This is a genomic window from Dyadobacter fermentans DSM 18053 (genome assembly GCF_000023125.1).
Taxonomy (GTDB): domain Bacteria; phylum Bacteroidota; class Bacteroidia; order Cytophagales; family Spirosomataceae; genus Dyadobacter; species Dyadobacter fermentans.
The window spans coordinates 2,992,251-3,013,717 of record NC_013037.1 but is presented as its reverse complement, the minus strand read 5'-3'; the positions used below and the strand labels follow the sequence as shown (position 1 = coordinate 3,013,717).

Here is a 21,467-nt window from a genome sequence, read left to right as displayed (position 1 = left end):
AGTTAAATAGCCAGCAGCCAACTACCTGCTAACGACACTGTGAAAGTGATAGCAAACTTGATAAACGCCGGAACCGGAGCGTTCAGCAACGCGTATTGCGTCCAGATCACGAATGGATAATGAAGCAGGTAGATCAGATAGGCGTGATCTGAAAGGGAATCCCAGGCGGTATTGGGCTGTTTAGCGACTGCGCGAAATGTGGTCAGGAAAGCTATGCAGCTGAATGTGCAGGACAGAACGTAGATGGAAAAATAGATGAGGTAACCGGTTAGTTCCGGGAGTGTGCCTTTTTTGACAAGCTGCGTCAATAGTGGCGAGGCAAGTGTGAGCGACGTATATGCACCTACGCACAGGAATAACCAAAGCGGCCATGCGCGGACCAGCCGGGAGGAAGTGCCGAACATTCCTTCGTTAAATCGTGTATTGCCAAGCCACGCGCCGAGAAGGAAATAGCCGAAGTACCATGCAGCGCGGCTCGCCTGGAAGTCGAACGGGCCGGAGCCGATCCATTTGCCGGGGCCGAGCCAGAATGCGAATGGGACATACAGCGCGAATGTGAAGAGGAACCACAAGAGGATTGTTTTTGTCGGCGTGTATGAGTGTAGTTTGTGTGTGTACGCGTGTATGGGCGCAGTTGTGCGCGAGCGTTCCGGCGAATGTGCTGATATGGGTGAGGTTTCGGTTCCAGAGGCTTTTCTCTTAACAAAAAAGTAGGTCAGTGCGAATGCCACATTGAATACGAAAAGTACCCAAATAAACCAGGGAGGCCCAACCGGCCATTGCTCGACGATGAAAAAGTCGCTCACATATGCGGGTAACGGAGTAGTTCCGTGTGCAAGCAGGTAGGCAGGGTAGTGCGCGATCAGGTTCAGGATAGTGCCCAGGAAGATGAAGGGTATAAAGAGCCGGTAAAACCGGTCGCGGATGAATGCGGCGGTGCCTTTTCGCTGAATGCTTCTGACGACGAAAAGTCCGGCGATGAGGAACATGAGCGACATAAAGAACACGTCGTTGAAATTCTCGAAAATGTCCATTCCTACCCAGCGACGGTTGTCTACCACCGGATGGGTAGACCGGATATAGGCCACCTTATCGAAGCTGGCGAACGTGGTGTAGGCCAGCGAAGCGTGGTGGGCAACCACCAAAACAGTCAGAAATGAGCGAAGGTAATCTATCCAGAGGGTTCGGCCGGGAAGTTGCTGCATGAGTTACGATTGGTTGTCGGAAGGATGCACGAATTCAACTTCCGGTTGCATCAAGCGGAGGGTTTAAGGAAAGAAGATTTGGAATTTTGGCGTCACGAAGTTGCGCCGGGGCTAAAATTTCAGCGCGAAGCAAAGCAGCAGCAGATTGCTGATCGGGTGGATGTGTTGTTTGAGCGCCGAGATAGCTTTGAAAAGCAGGTTGGCGACGGACTGCCGGTTTACCTGCATGAGGTCGGCGATCTGCTCGTTGTCCATGCCTTCAAAGTATTTGAGGAAAACGGCCTCTTTCTGACGACGAGGTAACTCTTCGATGGCACAGCGCACTTTAACCTGGTTTTCGCTCAGTAGTTCCTTGCGTTCGATTTCGGTTTCTACCGTCTGATAGTCGGAAAGCTGGCCAGCCTCGTCAATGTCGAGAAACGGATGCGAGCCATTATTGCGGCGGAACTCCTGCATGAGCTGGTTGCGCAATGCGCGGAGGAAGTAGATGGTAACAAACTGGATCTGAATACTCTGGCGCCTTTCCCAGATGTGGATCATCAGGTCTTGAATTGCGTCTTTGATGAATTCGCGGTCGGAAGTGAAATTGCAGGCGTAGTTGAACAGGATTCGATACTGCTTGTCGGCCAGTTGGCAAAATGCCAGACTGTCCCCGGCCTGGCTTTGGTGCCAGAGATTCAACAGAACTTCATTCTCTTCGGCTATGCGTTGTTTCTTGTTCAATTCTCGTTGGGTCAGTTAAACAAATTAACTGTTTAATCGGCATAATCTAAAATTTAAATGCGACTTTATTTTTTGTTAGCGAATTTAATCCTGGTGAATTGTATTATTCCAAAATAAAAATTTGACAAATGGCTAGTAAGTGGCTGATTTGAATGGGATAAATGATTGGGAAAGTAGGATGAAAGGTAGATGTAGTGAGAACGGATGCGGAGAATGGAGGAATGTAGAAATGGAGTATAGGAGATAGGAGAAAACGGAGAAGGGAGGAAACGGAGCATGGAGAAACCAAGCATGGAAGAAGTGTCCGAAGAAACATGGCCCGGCGGGCCATCCTGTTTATAGCAATCCGGATACCGACCATGCCCTGGCTCCGTAGGAGCCGCCTGACAGACCGCAGGAGGCTCCGACGGAGCCGGCCGCTGAATCGGCTTTTGATTTCTATAAACAGGCAGCCACTCTGTGGATTTTTTGTCGCTTCGCAGTTTTCTCCGCTTCCTCCATTCGTTACTTTGCTCCCCTTCCTCCCTTAAAAACGACCTAAACGTAAGCGATGCAGTCGATTTCAACGAGGGAATCGCCGGGGACGCCGCCGTAGACGGCCACGGTGGTGCGGCAAGGTGGCTTGCTGCCGAAACGGCCTTTGTAGGCTTCGTTCATGGCTTTGTAGTCGTTCAAGTCGTGGAGGAATACGGAGCATTTCAGGACCTTTTCCATAGAGGAACCGGCTTTGATCAGCTCTTTTTCCAGCTCGTCGAGCACGTGTTTGGTGTGGGCGGTGATGTCGCCATCGAAGTGGGCGCCTTTGCCTGCTACGAACACCAGATTGTTGAACTTCGTATGGCCGGAGAACAGGGGAACGTCCTGGTGCATTACCACGTCGCCGACTTCTTTTTGGGGCGCAGCCGGGGCTACTTCTGCCACCGCTTTCGAAGCGGCGCCGATGCCGGCTATGCCCGCAACGGAAGCGAAAAGTTTTTTAATAAGAGATCGTCTTTCAGATTTCATAACAGATTAATTAAAGTTATATGTAGAACGAGATATAATTACGAGGTTTTCTTTTTGGTCTTTTTTGCCATTTTTTCGTTGGCCGGCAAGGTGATTTTCCACAGACTGCCACCCGCTTTGTTGCCGCCTTGCTTACCGCCATATTCGATCACGTACAGCGTATTGCCCACCAGCAAGGCGTCGGTAGGAGCGGTGAAGTTGTTGACGATGCTGGTAGTTTTGGTTTTGTAATTGTCCGCCTTTTTATCGTAGGTCATTTCCAAATGCAGGAGGTCTTTGCCGTACCTGCGCAATGGGTTTGGGTTTACGACTCCGTTGCGCGGGCCGCCTGTGTAGCGGATCACGAAGCCGTCGCCCGTGAACTCTTTGCCCAATGCATTGTGTGTGTCGAAGAAAATGCCGAGCGGGGAGGAGTGGGCATTGAATGTTCCCACGGTAACGCCGGTGGTGTCGCCGTCCATGACGATCCCGGTTTTGCGGTCGCGGTACTCGTTGGCGTCGGGGCCGAGGTTTTGTACCGCGGGTGTAAATTTCACGCCGGCCGGCTTTTTGGGAAAGTCGGGGTCGTTATGGAAGTATTTCATGAGGAATGCGAATGCGAACTTGCTCAGGAAAGGATCTTTTTCGGGATCGGGCTGGAAGTCGGGGAATTGCTGCGGGTTTTCGATGCCTCCCATGATCCAGGGAAAGCCGTAATGATGTCCTTTCCGCACCCAAAACATGTCCTCGGGATGGTCGTAGTCGCCGGAGTTCGATACCGCGAACAGATTCCCTTTGGCGTCGAAGGCCATGTCGTAGGCATTGCGGATGCCTTCTGCGAAGATGTAGCCGTCTGCTTTCAGTTTCGCGAGATCTGTCGATAGTACCAGGTCCTTGGAGTTGATGGGAAAGCGGAAAATGTTTGCGGTGAGGGCATTGTCACGGGCATTCGGGTATTCGCCGCCATTGTCCTGCACCTCGCCATGGTCGGTGCGGGCACCGGTGTTGACGTAAATGTACTTGCCGTCCGGACTGATTTCCAATGCATTCCAGCCGTGATCGAACGTGGTTTTATTAGCGCCATATTCAACCGTGTTGAAAACGACGGTCATTTCAGGCTTCGCGGCGCCGGGTGTTCCCGCGCCCTTTGTCATTTCGTAGCGGACCATCCGGCCTTTGTTGCCCTTGTTGTTATTCACACTCACATTACCCGCCAGGAAAAGAGTATTGCCGTGAAAAGCAGCACCTTGCAGGCGTGGAATGCCGTGATCTTCAACAGAAAGGAGTTTTTTACTAACAGGCTTACCATCTTCGATCACGATTTTAACCACATCGCCGAAGAATGTCGTGTAGTAAATTTCACCCGTGACGGGATGCTGGATCAGGCGGACGGCTTCCGGTTCCACTTTCATGTACTCTTCGATGGTGATGTCGTCGCGAAGTGCCTTGGGGAGGGAAGTCGTGACTTCCCGCTGCTGTCCGAATGCATGAAACGCCATGCCCAGGGCGAGCACCGACGTAAATCCGGACTTCATAAAGCGGCTGTACTGTAACATGTTATTTTTTAGGGGTTTAGTTTTTTTTGGCTATCGGCTTTCGGCTATCGGCTGTCGGCTGTCGGCTGTCGGCTATCGGCTTTCGGCTGTCAGCTATCGGCTATCGGCGTTTTCAAATATCGGGAAAGCCGATAGCCGACCGCCGAAAGCCGAAGTACTTTCACTCGCTTTTGCCCAAATGCCGGATGTACGCCACCAGCTGCCAGCGTTGTTCGGCCGTGAAGACGTCCTCGAAAGGAGGCATGTTGCCGCGGCCGGTCGACATTTTCCAGTACAGCGCGCCGTCGCTTTGCGCCTTCACGAGGGTGTCGTGAAAGTTGGCCGGTTGCTGGCCCAAAGCGCCGCCTGCGGCACCGTCGCCATAGCCGCCTTCGCCGTGGCACGACGAGCAGTATAATGTAAACAGCTCTTCTCCTTGCGCGAGGGTAAGCGGTTCTTCATGGTAAGGGCTTTTCAGCGTGTCGGCCCAGGCGGGGGCTTTCCACGGATCTTGCGCGTGGTGTGTGAATGCATTCTTTTTGGAAGAAAACCCGGCTAAGGCAGCTCCTGAAAGAATAATAAAGCTTGCGGCTACTATTTTATTTTTCAGCATGAATATACAGAAATGGTGGATTAGTTACTTTTGCCATTCTTCCTCCAACCCCTTAAAGGAACACTCAATTGCCGGAGAGTAATATCCGCTTAAACGGGGTTGGAAGATGAATGGCGTTGTTGCTTGCTATCTGAGCGAGGCCCTTACTTTGGCTACTTCCTCGGTGGTAACAGGGCTCGCATTGTTGCCGAAATTGCTTCGAATGTGGGTGAGGACTTCGGAGATTTCCTCGTCTTTCAAAAAGCTGTGCTGCGGCATCACATTGTTATAGGCTTGTCCTTTTACTTCAATCGGGCCTTCGAGTCCGTTCAGCAACACTTTGATCAGCCGTTCCTTATCGCCGGTGACCCATTCGGCCCCTCCGAGCGGCGGGAAGCGCTGTGAGTCGCCCATGCCGTTGCGCTGGTGGCAGGCCGTGCAATACACGCTGTACACTTTTCCGCCGGCTACCGGCTTGTCCTTGTCCAGGTTGTCGTTTACAAAATCGGGCGTGCGAATGTGCGACATCGTTTTGCGCTGCTCCATTTTCGCCATCGCCGTTTTGTTGAACTTCTTCTTATTACCCTTGTAGGTCACTTTCCAGATCTTGCCTTTTTCGGTTTCAGCAATGTAAATCGAGCCGTCGGGGCCCATGGCGATGCCCATCGGGCGGTACACGGCGTCGCTTACGTTCACAATAGGGTCGAGGCCGGCGAAACCGTCTGCGAACACTTCGTATTCACCGGCAACCTGGCCGTTTTTGAATGGTACGAAACCAATGAAATAGCTTGATTGCGGATAAGGCGCGCGGTTGGTGGAGCCGTGGAATGCTATGAACGAACCGTTTTTGTAATGCTCCGGAAACTGGCTGCCCTGGTAAAACAGGATGTCATTAGGCGCCCAGTGGCCCGGAAAACCGATCAAAGGTTTTTCATATTGATCGCATTGACCTACAATTTTACCATCACCGCCATATTCCGGGTTCAGTACTTTTTTAGATTGCATTTGATCCCAATAGCAATACGGCCAGCCGGCGTGCGTGCCTTCTTTTACCCTCAAAAATTCCTCCGAAGGCAGCATGGCACTTTGCCACCCATTGAAAAGCTGCGGCCAGAGGCGCAACAGGTCGTCGCGGCCGTGCTGAACGGCGTACAGGTTGTTATCCTGGAAATTCCAGTCCAATGCTACCACGCTGCGAAGGCCGGTGGCAAACTTTGTCCCGTCTTTCTGCAACTGGCCGGTTTTATTCGCGTCGAATTTCCATATTCCGCCATGGTCTTCGAGGATAGGGCATGGGTCCATTCCTTTCGAGCCGGGCGTGCGGTTTTGTTCCTGGCATGCATTGGAATTGGCACCAAAAGGCACGTACATGAAGCCCTTATCGTCGAACGTGATCGGCTTTGCAATGTGTTCATGCATGCCGTGCGGGTGGTCGTCGGTCAGGATCACTTCTTCCGGGCTGTCGGGCACGAGTTTGCCGGGCGTCAGTTTGTAGCGATAAACAACAAGCTCGGAACTGAAATACAGATAGCCTTTGTAAATGCGCATGGCGGTTCCATAAGCGCGTTCTTTGGCGGCTCCGCCGAAATGTTTCACAATATCCGCACGTCCATCCTTGTTGGTATCGCGCAATGCGATCACGGATTCGCCCTTGTCGGCAAAGCGGGCTTTGACGTAAATATCGCCATTGTCATTCACCGCAATGTGCCGCGCACGCCCCGGCAGGCTGTCGACCACCACCGTAGCCTCAAAGCCGTCCGGCAAAAACAGGCCGCCATTTTTCGTATTAACAACCGGCAATTCCCGGTCGGAATGCTGCGTGAAACCCAATGCAATCAACATCAGGAAAGAGGCAGACCATTTGAAACGTTTTCTTTGCATAGATGGGTAAGAGGGGTTTGGGGGCTTTAGGCTGTAAGCTGTAAGCTATAAGCTATAAGCTTTAGGCTATATGCTTTTAATTCTGGTAGTTCACAGGTCCATGGCTTACAGGTTACAGCTTACAGCTTATGGCTTACAGCTTATAGCCTACTTCGTCAAATATATCGGCTGAGTAATTCCGTTCAGGTCGTATACAATTTTTCCGCCCATGACGGTTAGCTCGCATTCGAGTTTTTCTTTGCCTTCCACTTTGTAGCCGGTTTTATCGTAAAAACCGAAATTGCCTTTGCGCATTGAGAAAACGGCTACGTCTGCGATCGCTCCTTCCGAAATGTGGCCGAGTTGCTCGCGATGGATCACTTTGGCGGGTTCCCAGGTGCTGGCCCTGATCACCGCCGGCAGGTCCATGCCCATATTGTAAAACTTCGACATAATGCTGAGCATATCCTTCATCGAGCCGTTCATGCTGCCGGTGTGGAGGTCGGTGCTGATGGTGGTGGGGTGAAAACCGGCTTTCATGGCCGGGATCGCCTGGGAGTAGTTAAAGCTTGCGCCGCCATAGCCTACGTCGAACACGATGCCTTTTTTGCGGGCCTCAATGGCGAAAGGTTTCACTTTTTGCGTGGCTTCATCCACGATGGTTTCTCTTACATTGCCTTCGAGCAAGGTGTATGCATGTGTATAAATGTCGCCCGGGCGAAGGTGTTTCATAAACAGCTCTTCGAGCGGAAGGGGAGGCGTGTTGCCGCCGAAATCGATCATAACCGGCATGTTGGCCAGCTTACCGGCTTTCACGGCATTATCCACCGGTTTCCAGTCTTTGCCCATGAAATGCGCGACTTTAAAACCGACCACATCGTTGCGGTTTTTGATCGCCACGCCGGCGGCCAGGTTCGGGTCCATATCGGCGGTGTCCTGCTCCCAGGCCCCGCCCCGCATTCCCTGGCCCACGATGTTCAGGAAGGAGAGCACGCGGGTTTTGGAATTAAAAATCACATTGTTTTTAAACTCCGAAAACGAATCCCAGCCGGCACCGCCCGCGTCGACGATCGTCGTCACGCCGACGCGGAAGGTAAAACCGTCGGGTGGTAACGCCACCAAACCATTACTTAGATAATGGTTTGGCTCGGTACCAAAAAACACATGTCCATGAATATCGATCAATCCGGGTGTGACATACATCCCTTTGGCATCCACCACCTGGCGGGCCTCTTTCGGATCGATATCCTTCGCCACTTTTTTGATCTTCCCGTCGAGAATACCCACATCCATCACCTGATTGATGTTATTCTTCGGGTCGATCACCGTGCCGCCTTTGATCAGGATGCTGTACGTCTGCGCGTGGCAGGCCACGCCGAGCAGACAGGCCAGGAAAATGATAAGGGTGGACCTGTGTTGCATGTTACTTGTTAAGGGTTTGGGTTTAGGAATATTAAATGGTACTGTACATATTTAAACAACTGCTTTCGACAGTTCTTCTTTCAGTCTGGATGCCACGATTTTCTCCTCGCCCGATTTGAGCATCCAGGTGGTAATGCTGAGCGAATTGTTTTCGCCGGCCATTACTTCAATAGACGGGTTGCCTTTGCGCAAGCTTTCCTGCAATGTCTTCACAGGCAGGCTCACTTTGGCGGCATCCCACGATACTTTCAATGTAGGTGTGTGGTTACCGAGTTCAGGTACAGTCACTTCGGTCATGACCCCCTTCACACTTTTGACTGCATTCTCGATCGTCGCCACGCGGTCTTCCCAGGTTTTCCACTCTTTTTTGTGATCCATTTTGACAAAATTGTCGAGCGCGACGTACATGCCGAGGATCTCCTCTTTATTCACTTTCATACCGCGCCCGATGGTGGAGCCACGCGGCGGCATGCTCAGGCGGGCAGCGTCGATGAACTGCTTTTTGCCCATCAGGATACCCGCGCTTTGCGGCCCGCGCATCGCTTTTCCGCCCGATACGCACACGAGGTCGAAGCCCATGTCGTTGAAGCGCCAGAGGTTTTCGACCGGCGGCACGTCGGCAGCCATGTCGATCATGGTGGGTATTCCGTTCTTTTTAGCGATTTCCACCCATTGCTGGTGGTTGATTTGCCCCTTATCCGACTGGATGTGCAGGAACCACATCAATGCGGTTTTCTCGTTGATCGCCTTCTGCAATTCTTCCGCAGTTTCAACCTGGATGATTTTACAGCCGGTGTTGGTCAATGCATGCGAGTAGCCGATGTTATGGCCTTTCTGGATAATCACTTCCGATTTCATGCCGGTGCCTTCCAGGTGCGGCAGGGCTTCTACTTTCTTTTGGTCCATGCCCGTGAGCACGCCAGCGAGGCCGAGCGTGAGCGCGGAGAAACAGCCGGCCGTCACCACGGCCGATTCGGCGTGGGTAATGGCGGCGATTTTCTCGCCTACTTTCGTCTGGACTTCATCGAGCATCATGAACTCCTTCGCTGCGCCCTGGATCGTTGCCACTACTTCGTCCTGCATGAGCGAGCCGGTCATGGCGGTGTAAGTTCCTGCGGCATTGATGAACGTGCGGATGCCCAGTTCCTTGGCGAGGTTACGTGCGGGTGCCTTCGCGAGCAGGCCGGCTGCTTCGGCCGTGCCATTGCCCAAAAATCCGCCCAGGAGCGGGAAAGCGGACAAATGCTTGATTAAATCTCTACGGTTGATCATATCGGTTAAGGACTGAATAGATTGGTTAAGGCTTTACAAAACGACTTTGACAGTATGCAGAGAAAAGATGCTTTCCAGCAGCGTCGATACTCTGTTTTGTAGGATTATTTTTTCAATTAGGAGAAAATTAAAAAATAAAGTTTGGTCAATGTTCCGTTTTGATGCCTTTTTGTTCCGTGGAAGGTTTTGCCCTCCGGTAAATGACCGGAGGGCATGGGGTTTTCCATAAGAATTGTCAGTTTTTATCCCACCAGAGTGGCGTAGCAGCATTGTCGGGGCCGCCGAGCAGCTGCACGGCCGCTTCCACTGCCTGGCCATTGTTTTGTTTTTCCTGCAAAAGGAAAGGGATTCTTCTCACTACCGCTGTGGTCGGTACGTCGGTGTTAACCGAATTGACAACGCGGTAGAGCTTAGGCAGACGCGTGCGACGGAACTCCGCCCACGCTTCGATGCCGTCGGGATAGAGCGCCAACCATTTCTGGGTTGCGATCTGCTCTCTCTGCACCGCTTCGGTTGCGCCCCATTTCACCGGGATGTTGGACATCGCCGGCGACTGTTGCTGATCGCCCGGTGCCACAGGCGTTTTTGTGCTGTTGATATAGGTAGTCACCTGAGCACCGCTGATGCCCCAGCCTTCCATTGACGCCTGAATGCCCTTTTCGTAAAACGATTGTGCCGTTCCGGTACCGGTATTCCAGCCGTTCAATGCAGCTTCCGCGAGGAGGAAATAGGCCTCTGCGGTGTGCATTACGTCCTGTTTCACAGCCAATTGGCGGTCCCATGCCGAGCCGCCGCCGGTGTTGCGGATCCAGCGCTCTCCGATATTGGAATTGTTGTCGTTGCTGTTCGCAGCCACGGCCAGTTCGGTTGGGCCGAGGCCATTGCGCAGGCCTTCGTACGATTTGGTATTGAAGGCCGGCTGGAAGTAAATGCCGATGCGCGGATCTTCATAACCCTTCAAAACGGACTCCATTGCGGCGCTCATGCGGAACTCGCCCCAGCCCGAAATGGTCGCCAGGCCGTTGTTATCTCCACCCAGCAGGCTTTTGGACATGTAAGCATTATCAGCAACTTCGGTGAGCAGGCCGCCGGCAATGGCCGCTTCGGCTTCGGTTTTCGCCTTGGCAGGATTGGCTTTCGAGATACGCAGCGCCAGGCGGAGGCGGAGTGTGTTCGCAAACTTGATCCATTTGTTCACATCACCGCCATACACGATGTCGTAAGTGCCGTAAGGTTTTTCGCTCGTTTTGCCTTTCAGCAGCTCGGTGGCTTCGGCAAGGCGTTTGAAGAAATCATTGTAAATCTCTTCCTGCGAATCGTACTTAATGGGCGTGCTAAGCTTGCCTGCTTCCGAATAGGGGATCGGGCCGTAGTAATCGGTTACGCGGTGGAACGAGAATACCCACCAGATATTGGCCAATGCGTACTGCGCCGTCGATTTGTCGAGTTTTTCGAACAGAATTTGGAGCTGCGGCACTACCTGAGTGTAAACCGGGTTCCAGTGGCTGTCGATCCAGGTCGGGTGCATAAAGTAGCGGTCCGACTGGAAGTTGGGCGTGGTCGTGGCGAAATATTGTGCAAACAGGTCGGCAAACAGGTTTTGGGCCGTTTGGTAAGTTCCTGCCGCGTACGACGATTGCTGCTGGGCCCGCGAGAACACGTAAGGAAGTTCTGCGTCGGTAATGGAGGTGAGCGCCGTGCGGCTGGTGTTCAATTCTTCGAAATCACCGGTACAACCTGCCACGACCATGGCCGAGCCGGTGAGGACGCCCAATGTGGTTGCTCTGATATATTTATTCAATGCTAATTTCATGTTCCAGTATTTTAAGTCTCTGTTTAATTAGAATCCAACTTTCAAATTCAAACCAACAGTACGTGTTGAAGGGAGGGCTCCATATTCCGATCCCTGGAAGTTACCTGCACCGAGGTTCACGTCCGGATCGAATGGAAGTTTACGTTTTGCAAGTCCCGGAATATCCATTTTCGCATAGCCGCGATAAATGAAGAACAGGTTACGAGCAGTGAGCGAAAGGCGCAGCGATTTGATGAACAATCCCGGAGGGGTAGGGATGTTGTAGCCCAATGTCGCCTCTCTCAAACGGAAGTTCGTGGTGGAGTAGGTGAAGAACTCTCCCCAGGTATAACGGCCCTGCGAAACGGTTTGCCAGAATGTCTGCGCGTCGATCGCAACATTGTTCTGCTCGCCGGTTTCGGTCACGCCAGGCAATACCCAGCCGCCCTGGCGGTGCGCTTCGGTGTAGTCGGCGGTACCGTCGTAAGCGAGGTTACCATCGGTTCCGGAAGTCATGACGCCACCCACGCGGCCATCCACGAGGAAGCTAAATACGAAGTTTTTGTAAGAGAACGAGTTGTTGAAGCCAATCGTGAATTTAGGGTTGAAGTTACCTACGATGTTATCGAATGCCGTTGCAACCGGAAGTCCTTTCGCATTCACGACGTAATTGCCATTTGCGTCTTTTTTCCAGCCAAATGCCTGCAAATCCCCGTATGAGCCGCCTTCACGTACGATGGCCGTGGTAGTGCGGGTGTTTCCGCCGAGGTTGGCGGTTTTGATGCTCGGGTGCAGTTCGATGATCTTGTTCACGTTGCGCGCGAAGTTGAGCGTCGCGTCCCAGGTCAGCGATTTGCCCTTCAATGGCGAGGCGGTCAATGAAATCTCGAAACCTTTGTTGTTGATTTTACCCGCATTGATGAACTGGTTCTGGAAGCCGGTCGGCGTAGCTTGCGGCAATGTGAGCAGCTGGTTCACCGTGTTGGTATTGTAGTAGGTAAAATCCAATCCCAGTTTGCCCGAGAACAAGCGCAGATCCAGACCAAACTCCGTTGAAGACGAAATCTCCGGTTTCAGGTTCTCGGCCGGACGGGTTGTGTTGCGGTTGATATAACCGCCGCCATTGCCACCCTGCGTGAATGTGTAGGTTTGCAGCAAACGATAAGGGTCGGTGTCGTTACCCACCTGCGCCCACGATCCGCGCAGTTTTGCGAAGCTGATCACTTCCGGCAGTTTGAATGCTTCCGTGAGGATCACATTACCGCCGAATGAGAAGTAGGCGTATGAATAAGGCTTAGGCAATGTCGAAGACCAGTCGTTGCGAACCGAGCCGTCAACCGTGATGAAGTCGCGGTACGACAATGACGCCGTTCCAAACACATATTGCAGCTCTTTCTGGCTGAATGCAGTCAGCTGTGTCAATGCGGCGGCAAACGAAAGGTCGAAGAAGTTAGGCACGGTAAGGCCGGTCGTGGTGCCGCCTACCTGCGAATATTTTTGGTAAGTCTGGCCGGCACCGAAGTTGTAGGTTAGGTGCAGGTCTTTACCCAGATTGTTATTACCCGAAACGATCACGTCCATGTTGCGTTCCACAGTTTCGGCCGTCCAGTCCCAGTAGGAGCCGCCCGATCCTGCAAAAAGCAAAGTATTATTGTAAAAACCACGATTCACTCGGTCGGCATACCAGTCGTAGCTGATCCGGCCTTGCACGTTCAGCCAGTCAGTCAGTTCATATTTAACAGAACCCAGGGAAATCACGCGGTTACGTTTTTCCGATTCGAACGTGCGGTTGATCGTCCAGTAAGGGTTCATGTAAATGCCCGAGCTTGCCCAGTAAGTAGGTTTACCTGCGGCGTCCTCGAAATTTTTGTATTGGTTCAAATCCACGCTGCGCGGGATTTTGTACAAGTTCATGGTTACAGAGCTCTCTTCACCCGAACGTGGTTTGTTCTGAATGTCGGAGTTGATATAGGTGATTTTGGCATCGGCCGAGAGGCGCTTGGTAATCTGTGTGTTCAAACGGAGGTTGAAGGTATGCCGCATGAGCTTGTTGTTCCGCAGAATACCCTGGTTGGCATTGTTGGTATAAGACAAATACGTCTGGATCTTTTCCGAGCCGGCCGAAACGCCGATCGAATTGTTGGTCGAGATCGCATTGCGGTAGAAATCGCTGATGTTGTTCGGATAGGTCTGCATGGCAGGACCCCAGCTCTGGCTGGAATTGGTACTTTCCACACCGCCACTGCCCTGTCCGTAAGTGTTTTGAAGCTTAGGCAGCAAAAATGGCGTTTCTACCACCACGCCGGAGTTAATGTCCGCGCTTACCTTGCCGGCCTTACCTTTTTTAGTTGTAATCATGATCACCCCGTTGGCTGCCCGGCTGCCGTACAATGCCGAAGCTGCCGCACCTTTCAGGATGTTCATCGACTCGATGTCGTCCGGGTTGATGTTCGCGGCACCATCGGAGCCGTTGATACCACCGAAATCGCTCGTTACCTGGCCGCGCGCCGTGTTGTCGATCGGCACACCGTCCACCACGAACAATGCATTGTTGTTACCGGCAATAGAACGGTTACCGCGCAGTACCACGCGGGTTGCGGAACCGGGGCCCGACGAACCCTGTGTGATCACCGCGCCGGCCACTTTACCGGAGAGGGTGTTCACAAAGTTCGCGTCGCGCACGTCGGTGAGCTTTTTACCGTCGATCTGCTGCGTCGCGTAGGTGAGCGTTTTGGCATTACGTTCGATACCCAATGCCGTTACCACCACCTCGCCGAGCTGCTTCACATCTTCCACCAGCGTAATGTCGATCGTGGTTTGGCCGCCTACGGTCACTTCCTGCGATACATAGCCTATCGACGAAAACACCAGCACGGCGTTTTCGTCGGGCACATTGATCGCGTACGTGCCGTCCGCGCCGGTAGTGGTCCCTACGTTGGAGCCTTTCACGAGGATGTTCGTGCCCGGAATGCCCGCTCCGGCATTGTCTTTCACGGTGCCCTTGATCTCCTTTGCGAGCTGAATGGCGGTGGGAGCAGGTGCGATCACCTGTCCGGTGGCTCTTTCAGCAGTTTTGTTGCTGATCACGATGTTGTTATCCACCTGCGTGTAGCCCAGTCCGGTGCCGTTCAGGATGCTTTCCAGCACTTCCTTCACCGGTTTTTTCTCCGCGTGGATAGACACCTTCCGTTTTTTGTCGATACGCTCGATGGTGGTGATGAACTTGAAATCGCTTTTCTTTTCAATCGCGATGAAGGCATTCTGAAGGGTCACTTCTTTCAGATCCAGCGAGATCTTGACCTCCTCGATCCCCTGAATCGACCGGGGCGTTGCTGCAAGGAGCGGTTGAACGAACATCAAACATGCCAGGATCACAGCCAAGCCTCGCCTGAGCGCCGTTCCTGTTTTCTGTTGGGTGTCGGGTAACTTTTTTCGCATACTGTTTTGAGTAGATTGAGGTTAAATGGATTTGAGGGAATTAATTATCAGAGCAACTTCATAATAATTCATAGTCAAAACACCTTGCTTACAACTGGGCACGGCCGGTCAGGCACAGCCGGTTAGGCACGGCCGGTTAAGCACGGCCGGTTAAGCACGGCCGGTTACCACGGCGGCTCATACACAGCCGATGGCGCGCGGGTAGTTGTGGCCGCAAGGATTCTGTTAGAGATGTATGTGAAAAAGGATGGAAATGAATGCCTAACGGCACGTCCCCCCGGTGATCGTGACGACGTCCCGGCCGATCACATAGTCGAAAGAATTGGACATACTCAATAGTTTTAGCACATCATTTAATGATGCAGTGGAATTGAAACTGGCCATTACACGGCATTGACCAATACTGCTTTTAAAAACAATCCGTTTGCCGAAGCGCTCCTGCAATGCCTGCATTACCTCGTCGTAAGTATTGTCCCGGAAAACAAGCTGGCCCAGGTGCCACGGCGCAATGTTTGCGACGCTAACGATATTTATATACGTTTCGTCTTTTTCTGTATTGATCACGAGTTCCTGCTCGGGCGTCAGTTGCGTAATCCGGACCGGCTCGCCTTCCTCGATTTCCTTGCTAACCTCTACTTTTCCGGTCGCAACCGACACCGATGCAGTCTCGTCCCCATTATAGGCTTTTACATCGAACGACGTCCCCAAAACCCGCGTGGACAGCTTGTCGCACTTCACGATAAATGGTTTGTCCGGGTTCGGGACTACCTCAAAAAACGCTTCTCCTTGCAGGTAAACCGCTCTTTCGTCCCCGTCGAACGCTTTCGGGTATTCGATTTTACTGTTTTTATTGAGCCAAACCTGCGTCCCGTCGGACAGTTCGATACTCACAATTTCTTTCGAGCCGCTGGTGCGGGTTTCCATCGCAATGCCGGCATTCGAATGGCCGCTGTGCGGCCTGTTCACCAGGAAATAGCCCAATCCGATTGCCAGTACAATGCTCGCCGCGGCCAGCCAGGAACTGAGCTTCACAAGCCTGGACGTGCCGGAAAGGGCCTGGGCGGGCACTTCTGCATGTTCCGCCATGCGGGCATGCAGCCTCGCAAGTCCGCTTTCCAGATTATGCGCCGGATCGTTTTCCGGTTCTTTTTCCTGCTTCCATGCGGCTTCTATCCGCCTGAACATCCGGAGATTATCATAGTCTTCAAGCCACCATTCCATAGCCAGTTTCTCTTCGGGGTTGCATTCGCCAGCAAGGTACTTGGCGATAAGGGGCCATGGGGTATGATCAGACATCAAATTCGGAGCTTTCTAATGTTAGGACAAATAAAAAATGGGGATACCCCCATCCTTTCAGAATAAATTTTAAATCTGATAAGTTTTTTGCAGAAGTTTCAGCTGCTTAATGGCCTTACCCATTTGATTTTCTACGGTTTTAGCGGAAAGGGAGAGGATTTCAGCGATTTCGTTGTAGGTAAAACCTTCAAACCGGTTCAGTTGAAAAATCGCTTTTCTTTTCTGGGGGAGGTAGTTGATCAGGTCGGTAATGCGCGTTTCGAGCTCGTGGTACATCAGTTCATCGTCCGGGCCGGGCGTTTCTTCGATCATATCGTCGTTGAGCTCCTCCATCACATACTTTTCCTGCTTCATGTAATTAATGCAGGTGTGGCGGGTGGCGGTGAAGAGGTACGACCGGACATTCTTTTCAACCGTGAGGCTTTCGCGCTTTTCCCAGATCTTGAAAAATACGTCGGCCACGACTTCTTCGGCCAGGTCTTTGCGGTTGTTCAGGTAAGTGGCAAAACGGCAAAGTGAATAATAGTATTTCCGGAAAAGGCAATCGAGCGCCCGGTTATCTCCTTGCTTGATCAGGGAAATAAGAAGCAAATCATCCTGGCCGTTCATCATAACTGTGGCTAAATTGGGTATCAGGTAATTCCAAAACTTTATTCAATGACCTTTCGGGCGCGGAGTGATCGGCCGAACTGCTTATTTAGAATTGGTACAAGTGAAATTTGTGCCAAATATCAAAAAAGTAATATTTTCTTCGGTGTATCTCAAATTATAACGAATAATAGCGTTCAGATTTCTAAAATTAGAAAAGTTGATGGAAATAAGCGCCAATCGCTGAAAATATTCTTGAATAATGTTTTTTCAGCCATTGGCGCCCATTTCCATCAGGGCGGATAAACAGGAAGAATTAGTTCAGGAACAGTTGCTTCACGCACACGGGCGTAGGCACGCTGATCTCTTTCCCGGTATAAGTCAATTGCCCGGTAGCGGCGTCGCGTTTGAAGAACACCGCATTGTCATTGTCGCGGTTGGTTGCAATGGCAAACTCTCCTTTTGCGTCAATGAGAAAGTTGCGCGGATGCTTGCCGTGCGTATCGGCATGTCCGGCAACGGTGAGCTTGCCCGTTTTCGCGTCGACGCCGTAGATAGCGAGGCTTTCATGCCCGCGGTTGGAGGCGTAGAGAAACTTCCCGTCCGGCGAAAAATGGACGTCGGCGGCGTAGCTTTTGCCGGTAAAGTCGGCAGGCAGCATCGTCACGCGCTCAAACGGCACCAATGCCCCGCTTCCCTTCACGATCTTGAACGAGTTCACGACGGATGCCAGCTCACCGGCCGAGTACCCGAAATTGCCGTTCGGGTGAATGGCGAAATGGCGCGGACCGTCGCCGGCTTTCACTTCTGCGTAAGGAACGGAGCCCGGCGTGAGCTTACCGGTTTGTGGATCAATGGAATAAACCATGATTTTGTCAATGCCGAGGTCCGAAGCGTAAAGGTATTTCCCGTCGGCAGAAGGAATGATAGAGTGCATATGCGGCTTCTGGTCGGGCCGGCCTTTGTCCTGGATCGTATCTGCCAGCGCACCGATGCTGCCATCCTGGTTCAGTTTATACACCGCCAGATCGCCGCTTCCGTAGTTCGACAGATAAATGAAACGCCCCTTTGGGTCAACGCTTACATGGCATGGGCCTTTGCCTTGCGCAGGCTGGGTGTTCAATGCCGTGAGCTTGCCGCTGGCCTGGTCGATGGCATAGGCAGAAACCGCATTGCTGCCTTCGTTGGCGGCATAGAGGTATTTTTTATTGGGGTGAAATTCGAGGAACGACGGGCTGGTTTTGCTGGTCACCACCTGCAATTCCTTAAAAGAAAAGTTGCTGCGATCGAATTCGTATACGTAAATGCCTTCGCCTTTCTGCGTATAGGTACCCAGGTAGAGTATTTCCTTTTTGGGTTTTTGTGCAAATGCAGTCATAGCCGACAATAAAAGAATGAATGAAAGAATGGTTCTTTTCATGATCGTGGTTAAATGTTTTAAGTGATGTGGTTGCGTAATTTAGGAAACTCCTCACGGAGTTTGGCATTAAGGTGTACACCGGTGGTTCCTAGAAACAGGAAGGCCCTCCGGGCCTGTGATCGTACGGTCTTCGCGGCGCCTTCTGTTTGTGTAAATCGCCATAAACGGATGGCCCTCCGGGCCTGCGATCGCGCTACCTTCGCGGCGCATTTTGTTTATGTAAACTGCCATAAACAGGATGGCCCGGGCCGGTGGCATCGTGCCCCGGAGGGGCGTCCTGTTTATAGGAAACACGTCCAAATCAACATTCGGGGGCTCCGGAGGTGCCTCCTAACCCACGCTGCTATTCAAATACCAACGTGCCGAATTTGTTGAATTCATGAAAACTGCCGCCGGTTTTCTGCCACGAGTAATAGGTCGGTTCGCTGTCGTAATCGATGCGGTAGAAGTTGCCGCGCCACTTTTCGCCCGGTTTCGGGGCGGCGTTGGCGATCGGGTTCATGAGTGCGAATGGAATGAAGAATTCGGCTTTCCATCCATCCACGGCCGCCATGCTTTTCTTTTGTCCGCCCTGCGCGCTGGTTTCGTGCTGGACGCGGTTGCGATCGTTGTAATGCCATGGTTTCCAGCCTTGCGCGCGTCCTTTGATATTCGGGACGAGGATTGCCAGCTCGTAGTTCAGCGGGGAAACTTCATATTCAAGGTAAATGGGCACCGAGGTGTCGGGCCAGAGGAATACTTCCACCACATCCTCTTTGAACAACGCGCCAAAGTCCTCCATGATCGTCGAAGTCAGCTTCCGGTCGGTGCATTCGAAGAGGAAATACATGCCTTTTTCGGAGTAAAGTATTTTCACACGGGTAGGGAATTGCTTGCCGGGCGCGGGTTGGTTGGGGCCTTTTTGAACGGTGATGTTGAACCACTGCGCGGCCGACCAGTTGGAGGCAGTCCCTTCGCCGTTCACCTTGAAGTCGGTCGTCTTCCTGACGGTCAGGGATGAGTCGGGCACGGCGTCGGCGGCGAGTCCCCGGTGCATAAGACCACACGCGAGCAGTCCCATGAGAACAAATTTTTTCAGCATTCAGTCAAAAGGGTTAGGATTGGGAAAAACGGGTTCGGGTATCGGGAAGTGTGTTCATTTGCAGCCAGATGTAATGGAAACGAACCGGCCATGCAGGGCATTCCGGGGCAGCAGACCGCGATTTTTTTATCTCTGGCAATTTCAAGAGGTTTTTACATTTTACCAAATCATTATTTTTGTAGTGTCAATTATTGATGAAATCTTTCGACAGCAAAGAAGATAGGCTAGCAGAATATTTTAATAATTTAGGTCGTACGTTTAAATTGAAACCATTTAACAAAACACTGTCATGATACGCGAAAGTGGAGAACTGGCCTTTGCTGACATCAGCGAGGCGATTTTAGAACCAGCTGTTTTCCCTGACTACCAAGGGAGCACAAAAAAGACCCGTACGGTAGCGCAAAAAGATCCGTACGAAGATGACGAAGAGGATGAAGATCTGGATGAGGATGTCGATGATGAAAAGGTAATCGACGAATATGATGAAGATATAGAGGACCGCGAAGTGGTGATCGAAGACGGCGATGAGCTGCTGAGAAGGCTCGACGATTTCGATGACGACGACGACGATTTCTGATAATCCGTTTGCAAATCAAGACCTGCCTCTGGAACATTTTCAGGGGCTTTTTTATGTCCGGGTTATGAGTAATGAACTGAGGGTTGTGACTTATTCACCTAAATTGTTCAATTCCTCACCTTTCCTAAACCCATGCGTTCCACCGAATCCAATGTTACACAAAGCATTACGCAGGTAATCGCTGCATCTTCATTAGGTACATTAATTGAATGGTATGACTTCTACATTTTCGGCAGCCTGGCGGTCATTATCGGGCAGCAGCTCTTCCCGAGCGACGCCGGTGCCTCGGCGCTGATCAACACGCTGGCAATTTTCGCGGCGGGCTTTATCGTGCGGCCTTTCGGGGCGCTCGTCTTCGGCCGCCTTGGCGATTTGATCGGTCGGAAATACACGTTTTTGCTTACGCTCGTGCTCATGGGCGGCTCTACGTTCCTCATCGGCCTCATTCCTTCCTATTCCAGCATCGGCTATGCAGCACCCATTCTGGTGCTGATCCTCCGCCTCGTGCAGGGGCTTGCGCTCGGGGGCGAATACGGAGGCGCGGCTACCTACGTGGCCGAACATGCGCCCGTAGGCCGGAGAGGTTTTTTTACAAGCTGGATACAGACCACCGCGACGCTGGGGCTGTTCCTGTCGCTGGGGGTGATCGTGTTGACAAAAAATATCATGGGCGCCGAAAAGTTCGCCGACTGGGGCTGGCGCATTCCGTTTCTGGTTTCGATCCTGCTCGTGGTGGTGTCGATTTACATTCGCATGAAAATGCATGAATCGCCGGTTTTTTCGAAACTGAAAGCCGAAGGAAAAGTCTCCGCTAATCCTTTGAAAGAAAGTTTTCAGAAAAGGGCCAATTTCAAAATGGTGCTTGTCGCACTGTTTGGCGCAACGATGGGGCAGGGGGTAGTCTGGTATACGGGACAATTCTATGCGCAATCGTTTCTTGAAAATACCTGTAAGCTCGATTTTAACGAGTCGCGTTACATTCTGCTTTGGGCGATCGTTTTTGCCACACCGTTTTTTGTCGTTTTTGGTTCGTGGAGCGACAAGGTGGGCCGCAAATGGATCATGCTCACGGGTATGCTGCTCGGCGTGCTTTGCTACCGGCCGATTTACCAATATTTTCTCGACGCCACCAACGTGACCGAAATGCAGAAAACCATGCTCCTGAGCGAATCAGAGCCGGTGATCGAGCGCGGACTCGTTCCCGACAAGGCCGACTCGCTCATCACAACCACCGTTACCAAGACCCTCACCAATGGAATGACATTCAAGGAATCGAAGGTAGAAGTGATCACCGAAGATGTGCTGGCGGAGGTTCCCGCTGTGCAAACGGTAATCAAGGACGTGACGCTTTCGCGGGAGTCGTACATCATGGTGATCCTCCTGGTGTTCTTTCAGGTGGTGCTCGTAACGATGGTTTACGGCCCCATTGCCGCATTTCTCGTAGAACTTTTCCCAACCCAGATCCGCTATACCTCCATGTCGCTGCCTTACCACATCGGTAATGGCGTTTTCGGCGGACTGGTGCCGTTTATCGCCACGCTCATCGCCTCTTTCCAGGGCTCGACACCGCTTTCCGGGCTTTGGTATCCCATCGGCATCGCGGCATTGTCGTTCGTCATCGGTGCGGTGTATATCGACAACCGGCGGGATGAGAATGTAATGGATTGAGTTCGAAAAAAGCA

The 21,467-nt window shown here is 52.1% G+C and carries 16 protein-coding genes; 2 read left to right on the top strand and 14 right to left on the bottom strand.

Going from position 1 to position 21,467, the window contains the following annotated elements; genetic code table 11:
* Nucleotides 1-2: 2 nt before the first annotated feature.
* From DFER_RS12070 to DFER_RS12005, 14 genes are all read right to left on the bottom strand, one after another.
* Nucleotides 3-1,205 carry an acyltransferase family protein gene (locus DFER_RS12070; protein ID WP_015811915.1) on the bottom strand — a complete coding sequence of 401 codons (1,203 nt, stop codon included), beginning with the start codon at nucleotides 1,203-1,205 and terminating at the stop codon, nucleotides 3-5.
* Nucleotides 1,206-1,316: 111 nt separating this feature from the next.
* Nucleotides 1,317-1,928 (bottom strand): RNA polymerase sigma factor, encoded by a 612-nt coding sequence (locus DFER_RS12065; protein WP_015811914.1) that lies wholly within the window; start codon nucleotides 1,926-1,928, stop codon nucleotides 1,317-1,319.
* Between the two features lie 537 nt (nucleotides 1,929-2,465).
* Nucleotides 2,466-2,933 (bottom strand): RidA family protein, encoded by a 468-nt coding sequence (locus DFER_RS12060; RefSeq protein ID WP_015811913.1) that lies wholly within the window; start codon nucleotides 2,931-2,933, stop codon nucleotides 2,466-2,468.
* A gap of 38 nt (nucleotides 2,934-2,971) precedes the next feature.
* Complete coding sequence (locus tag DFER_RS12055; protein ID WP_015811912.1) at nucleotides 2,972-4,468, bottom strand: PQQ-dependent sugar dehydrogenase; 1,497 nt, start codon at nucleotides 4,466-4,468, stop codon at nucleotides 2,972-2,974.
* 160 nt (nucleotides 4,469-4,628) lie between these two features.
* Nucleotides 4,629-5,060, bottom strand: a complete 432-nt coding sequence (locus tag DFER_RS12050; protein ID WP_015811911.1) for a c-type cytochrome — start codon at nucleotides 5,058-5,060, stop codon at nucleotides 4,629-4,631.
* A gap of 126 nt (nucleotides 5,061-5,186) precedes the next feature.
* Nucleotides 5,187-6,920, bottom strand: a complete 1,734-nt coding sequence (locus DFER_RS12045) for a PQQ-dependent sugar dehydrogenase (RefSeq protein WP_015811910.1) — start codon at nucleotides 6,918-6,920, stop codon at nucleotides 5,187-5,189.
* A gap of 147 nt (nucleotides 6,921-7,067) precedes the next feature.
* Nucleotides 7,068-8,321, bottom strand: coding sequence for an amidohydrolase/deacetylase family metallohydrolase (locus tag DFER_RS12040; RefSeq protein ID WP_015811909.1), 1,254 nt, complete (start codon nucleotides 8,319-8,321; stop codon nucleotides 7,068-7,070).
* A gap of 51 nt (nucleotides 8,322-8,372) precedes the next feature.
* Nucleotides 8,373-9,593 carry an aminotransferase class V-fold PLP-dependent enzyme gene (locus DFER_RS12035; protein WP_015811908.1) on the bottom strand — a complete coding sequence of 407 codons (1,221 nt, stop codon included), beginning with the start codon at nucleotides 9,591-9,593 and terminating at the stop codon, nucleotides 8,373-8,375.
* A gap of 235 nt (nucleotides 9,594-9,828) precedes the next feature.
* A complete protein-coding gene (locus DFER_RS12030) occupies nucleotides 9,829-11,406 on the bottom strand; it encodes a SusD/RagB family nutrient-binding outer membrane lipoprotein (protein WP_015811907.1) in 1,578 nt (525 codons plus the stop codon).
* Between the two features lie 27 nt (nucleotides 11,407-11,433).
* Nucleotides 11,434-14,823 (bottom strand): SusC/RagA family TonB-linked outer membrane protein, encoded by a 3,390-nt coding sequence (locus DFER_RS12025; protein WP_015811906.1) that lies wholly within the window; start codon nucleotides 14,821-14,823, stop codon nucleotides 11,434-11,436.
* Nucleotides 14,824-15,084: 261 nt separating this feature from the next.
* Nucleotides 15,085-16,119, bottom strand: coding sequence for a FecR family protein (locus DFER_RS12020; protein ID WP_015811905.1), 1,035 nt, complete (start codon nucleotides 16,117-16,119; stop codon nucleotides 15,085-15,087).
* A 69-nt stretch (nucleotides 16,120-16,188) separates the two neighbouring features.
* A complete protein-coding gene (locus DFER_RS12015; RefSeq protein WP_015811904.1) occupies nucleotides 16,189-16,731 on the bottom strand; it encodes an RNA polymerase sigma factor in 543 nt (180 codons plus the stop codon).
* Nucleotides 16,732-17,023: 292 nt separating this feature from the next.
* On the bottom strand, nucleotides 17,024-18,127 hold the full coding sequence (locus tag DFER_RS12010; protein ID WP_229206236.1) for a lactonase family protein: 1,104 nt from the start codon (nucleotides 18,125-18,127) through the stop codon (nucleotides 17,024-17,026).
* Between the two features lie 343 nt (nucleotides 18,128-18,470).
* Complete coding sequence (locus DFER_RS12005; RefSeq protein ID WP_015811902.1) at nucleotides 18,471-19,208, bottom strand: carbohydrate-binding family 9-like protein; 738 nt, start codon at nucleotides 19,206-19,208, stop codon at nucleotides 18,471-18,473.
* A 289-nt stretch (nucleotides 19,209-19,497) separates the two neighbouring features.
* On the opposite strand from DFER_RS12005, the gene DFER_RS30115 reads away from it, so the two are divergent.
* Together DFER_RS30115 and DFER_RS11995 are read left to right on the top strand one after the other, a co-directional pair.
* Entirely contained in the window at nucleotides 19,498-19,785 is a 288-nt protein-coding gene (locus DFER_RS30115; protein ID WP_015811901.1) for a hypothetical protein, read from the top strand.
* A 132-nt stretch (nucleotides 19,786-19,917) separates the two neighbouring features.
* Complete coding sequence (locus DFER_RS11995) at nucleotides 19,918-21,453, top strand: MFS transporter (RefSeq protein ID WP_015811900.1); 1,536 nt, start codon at nucleotides 19,918-19,920, stop codon at nucleotides 21,451-21,453.
* Nucleotides 21,454-21,467 lie beyond the last annotated feature (14 nt).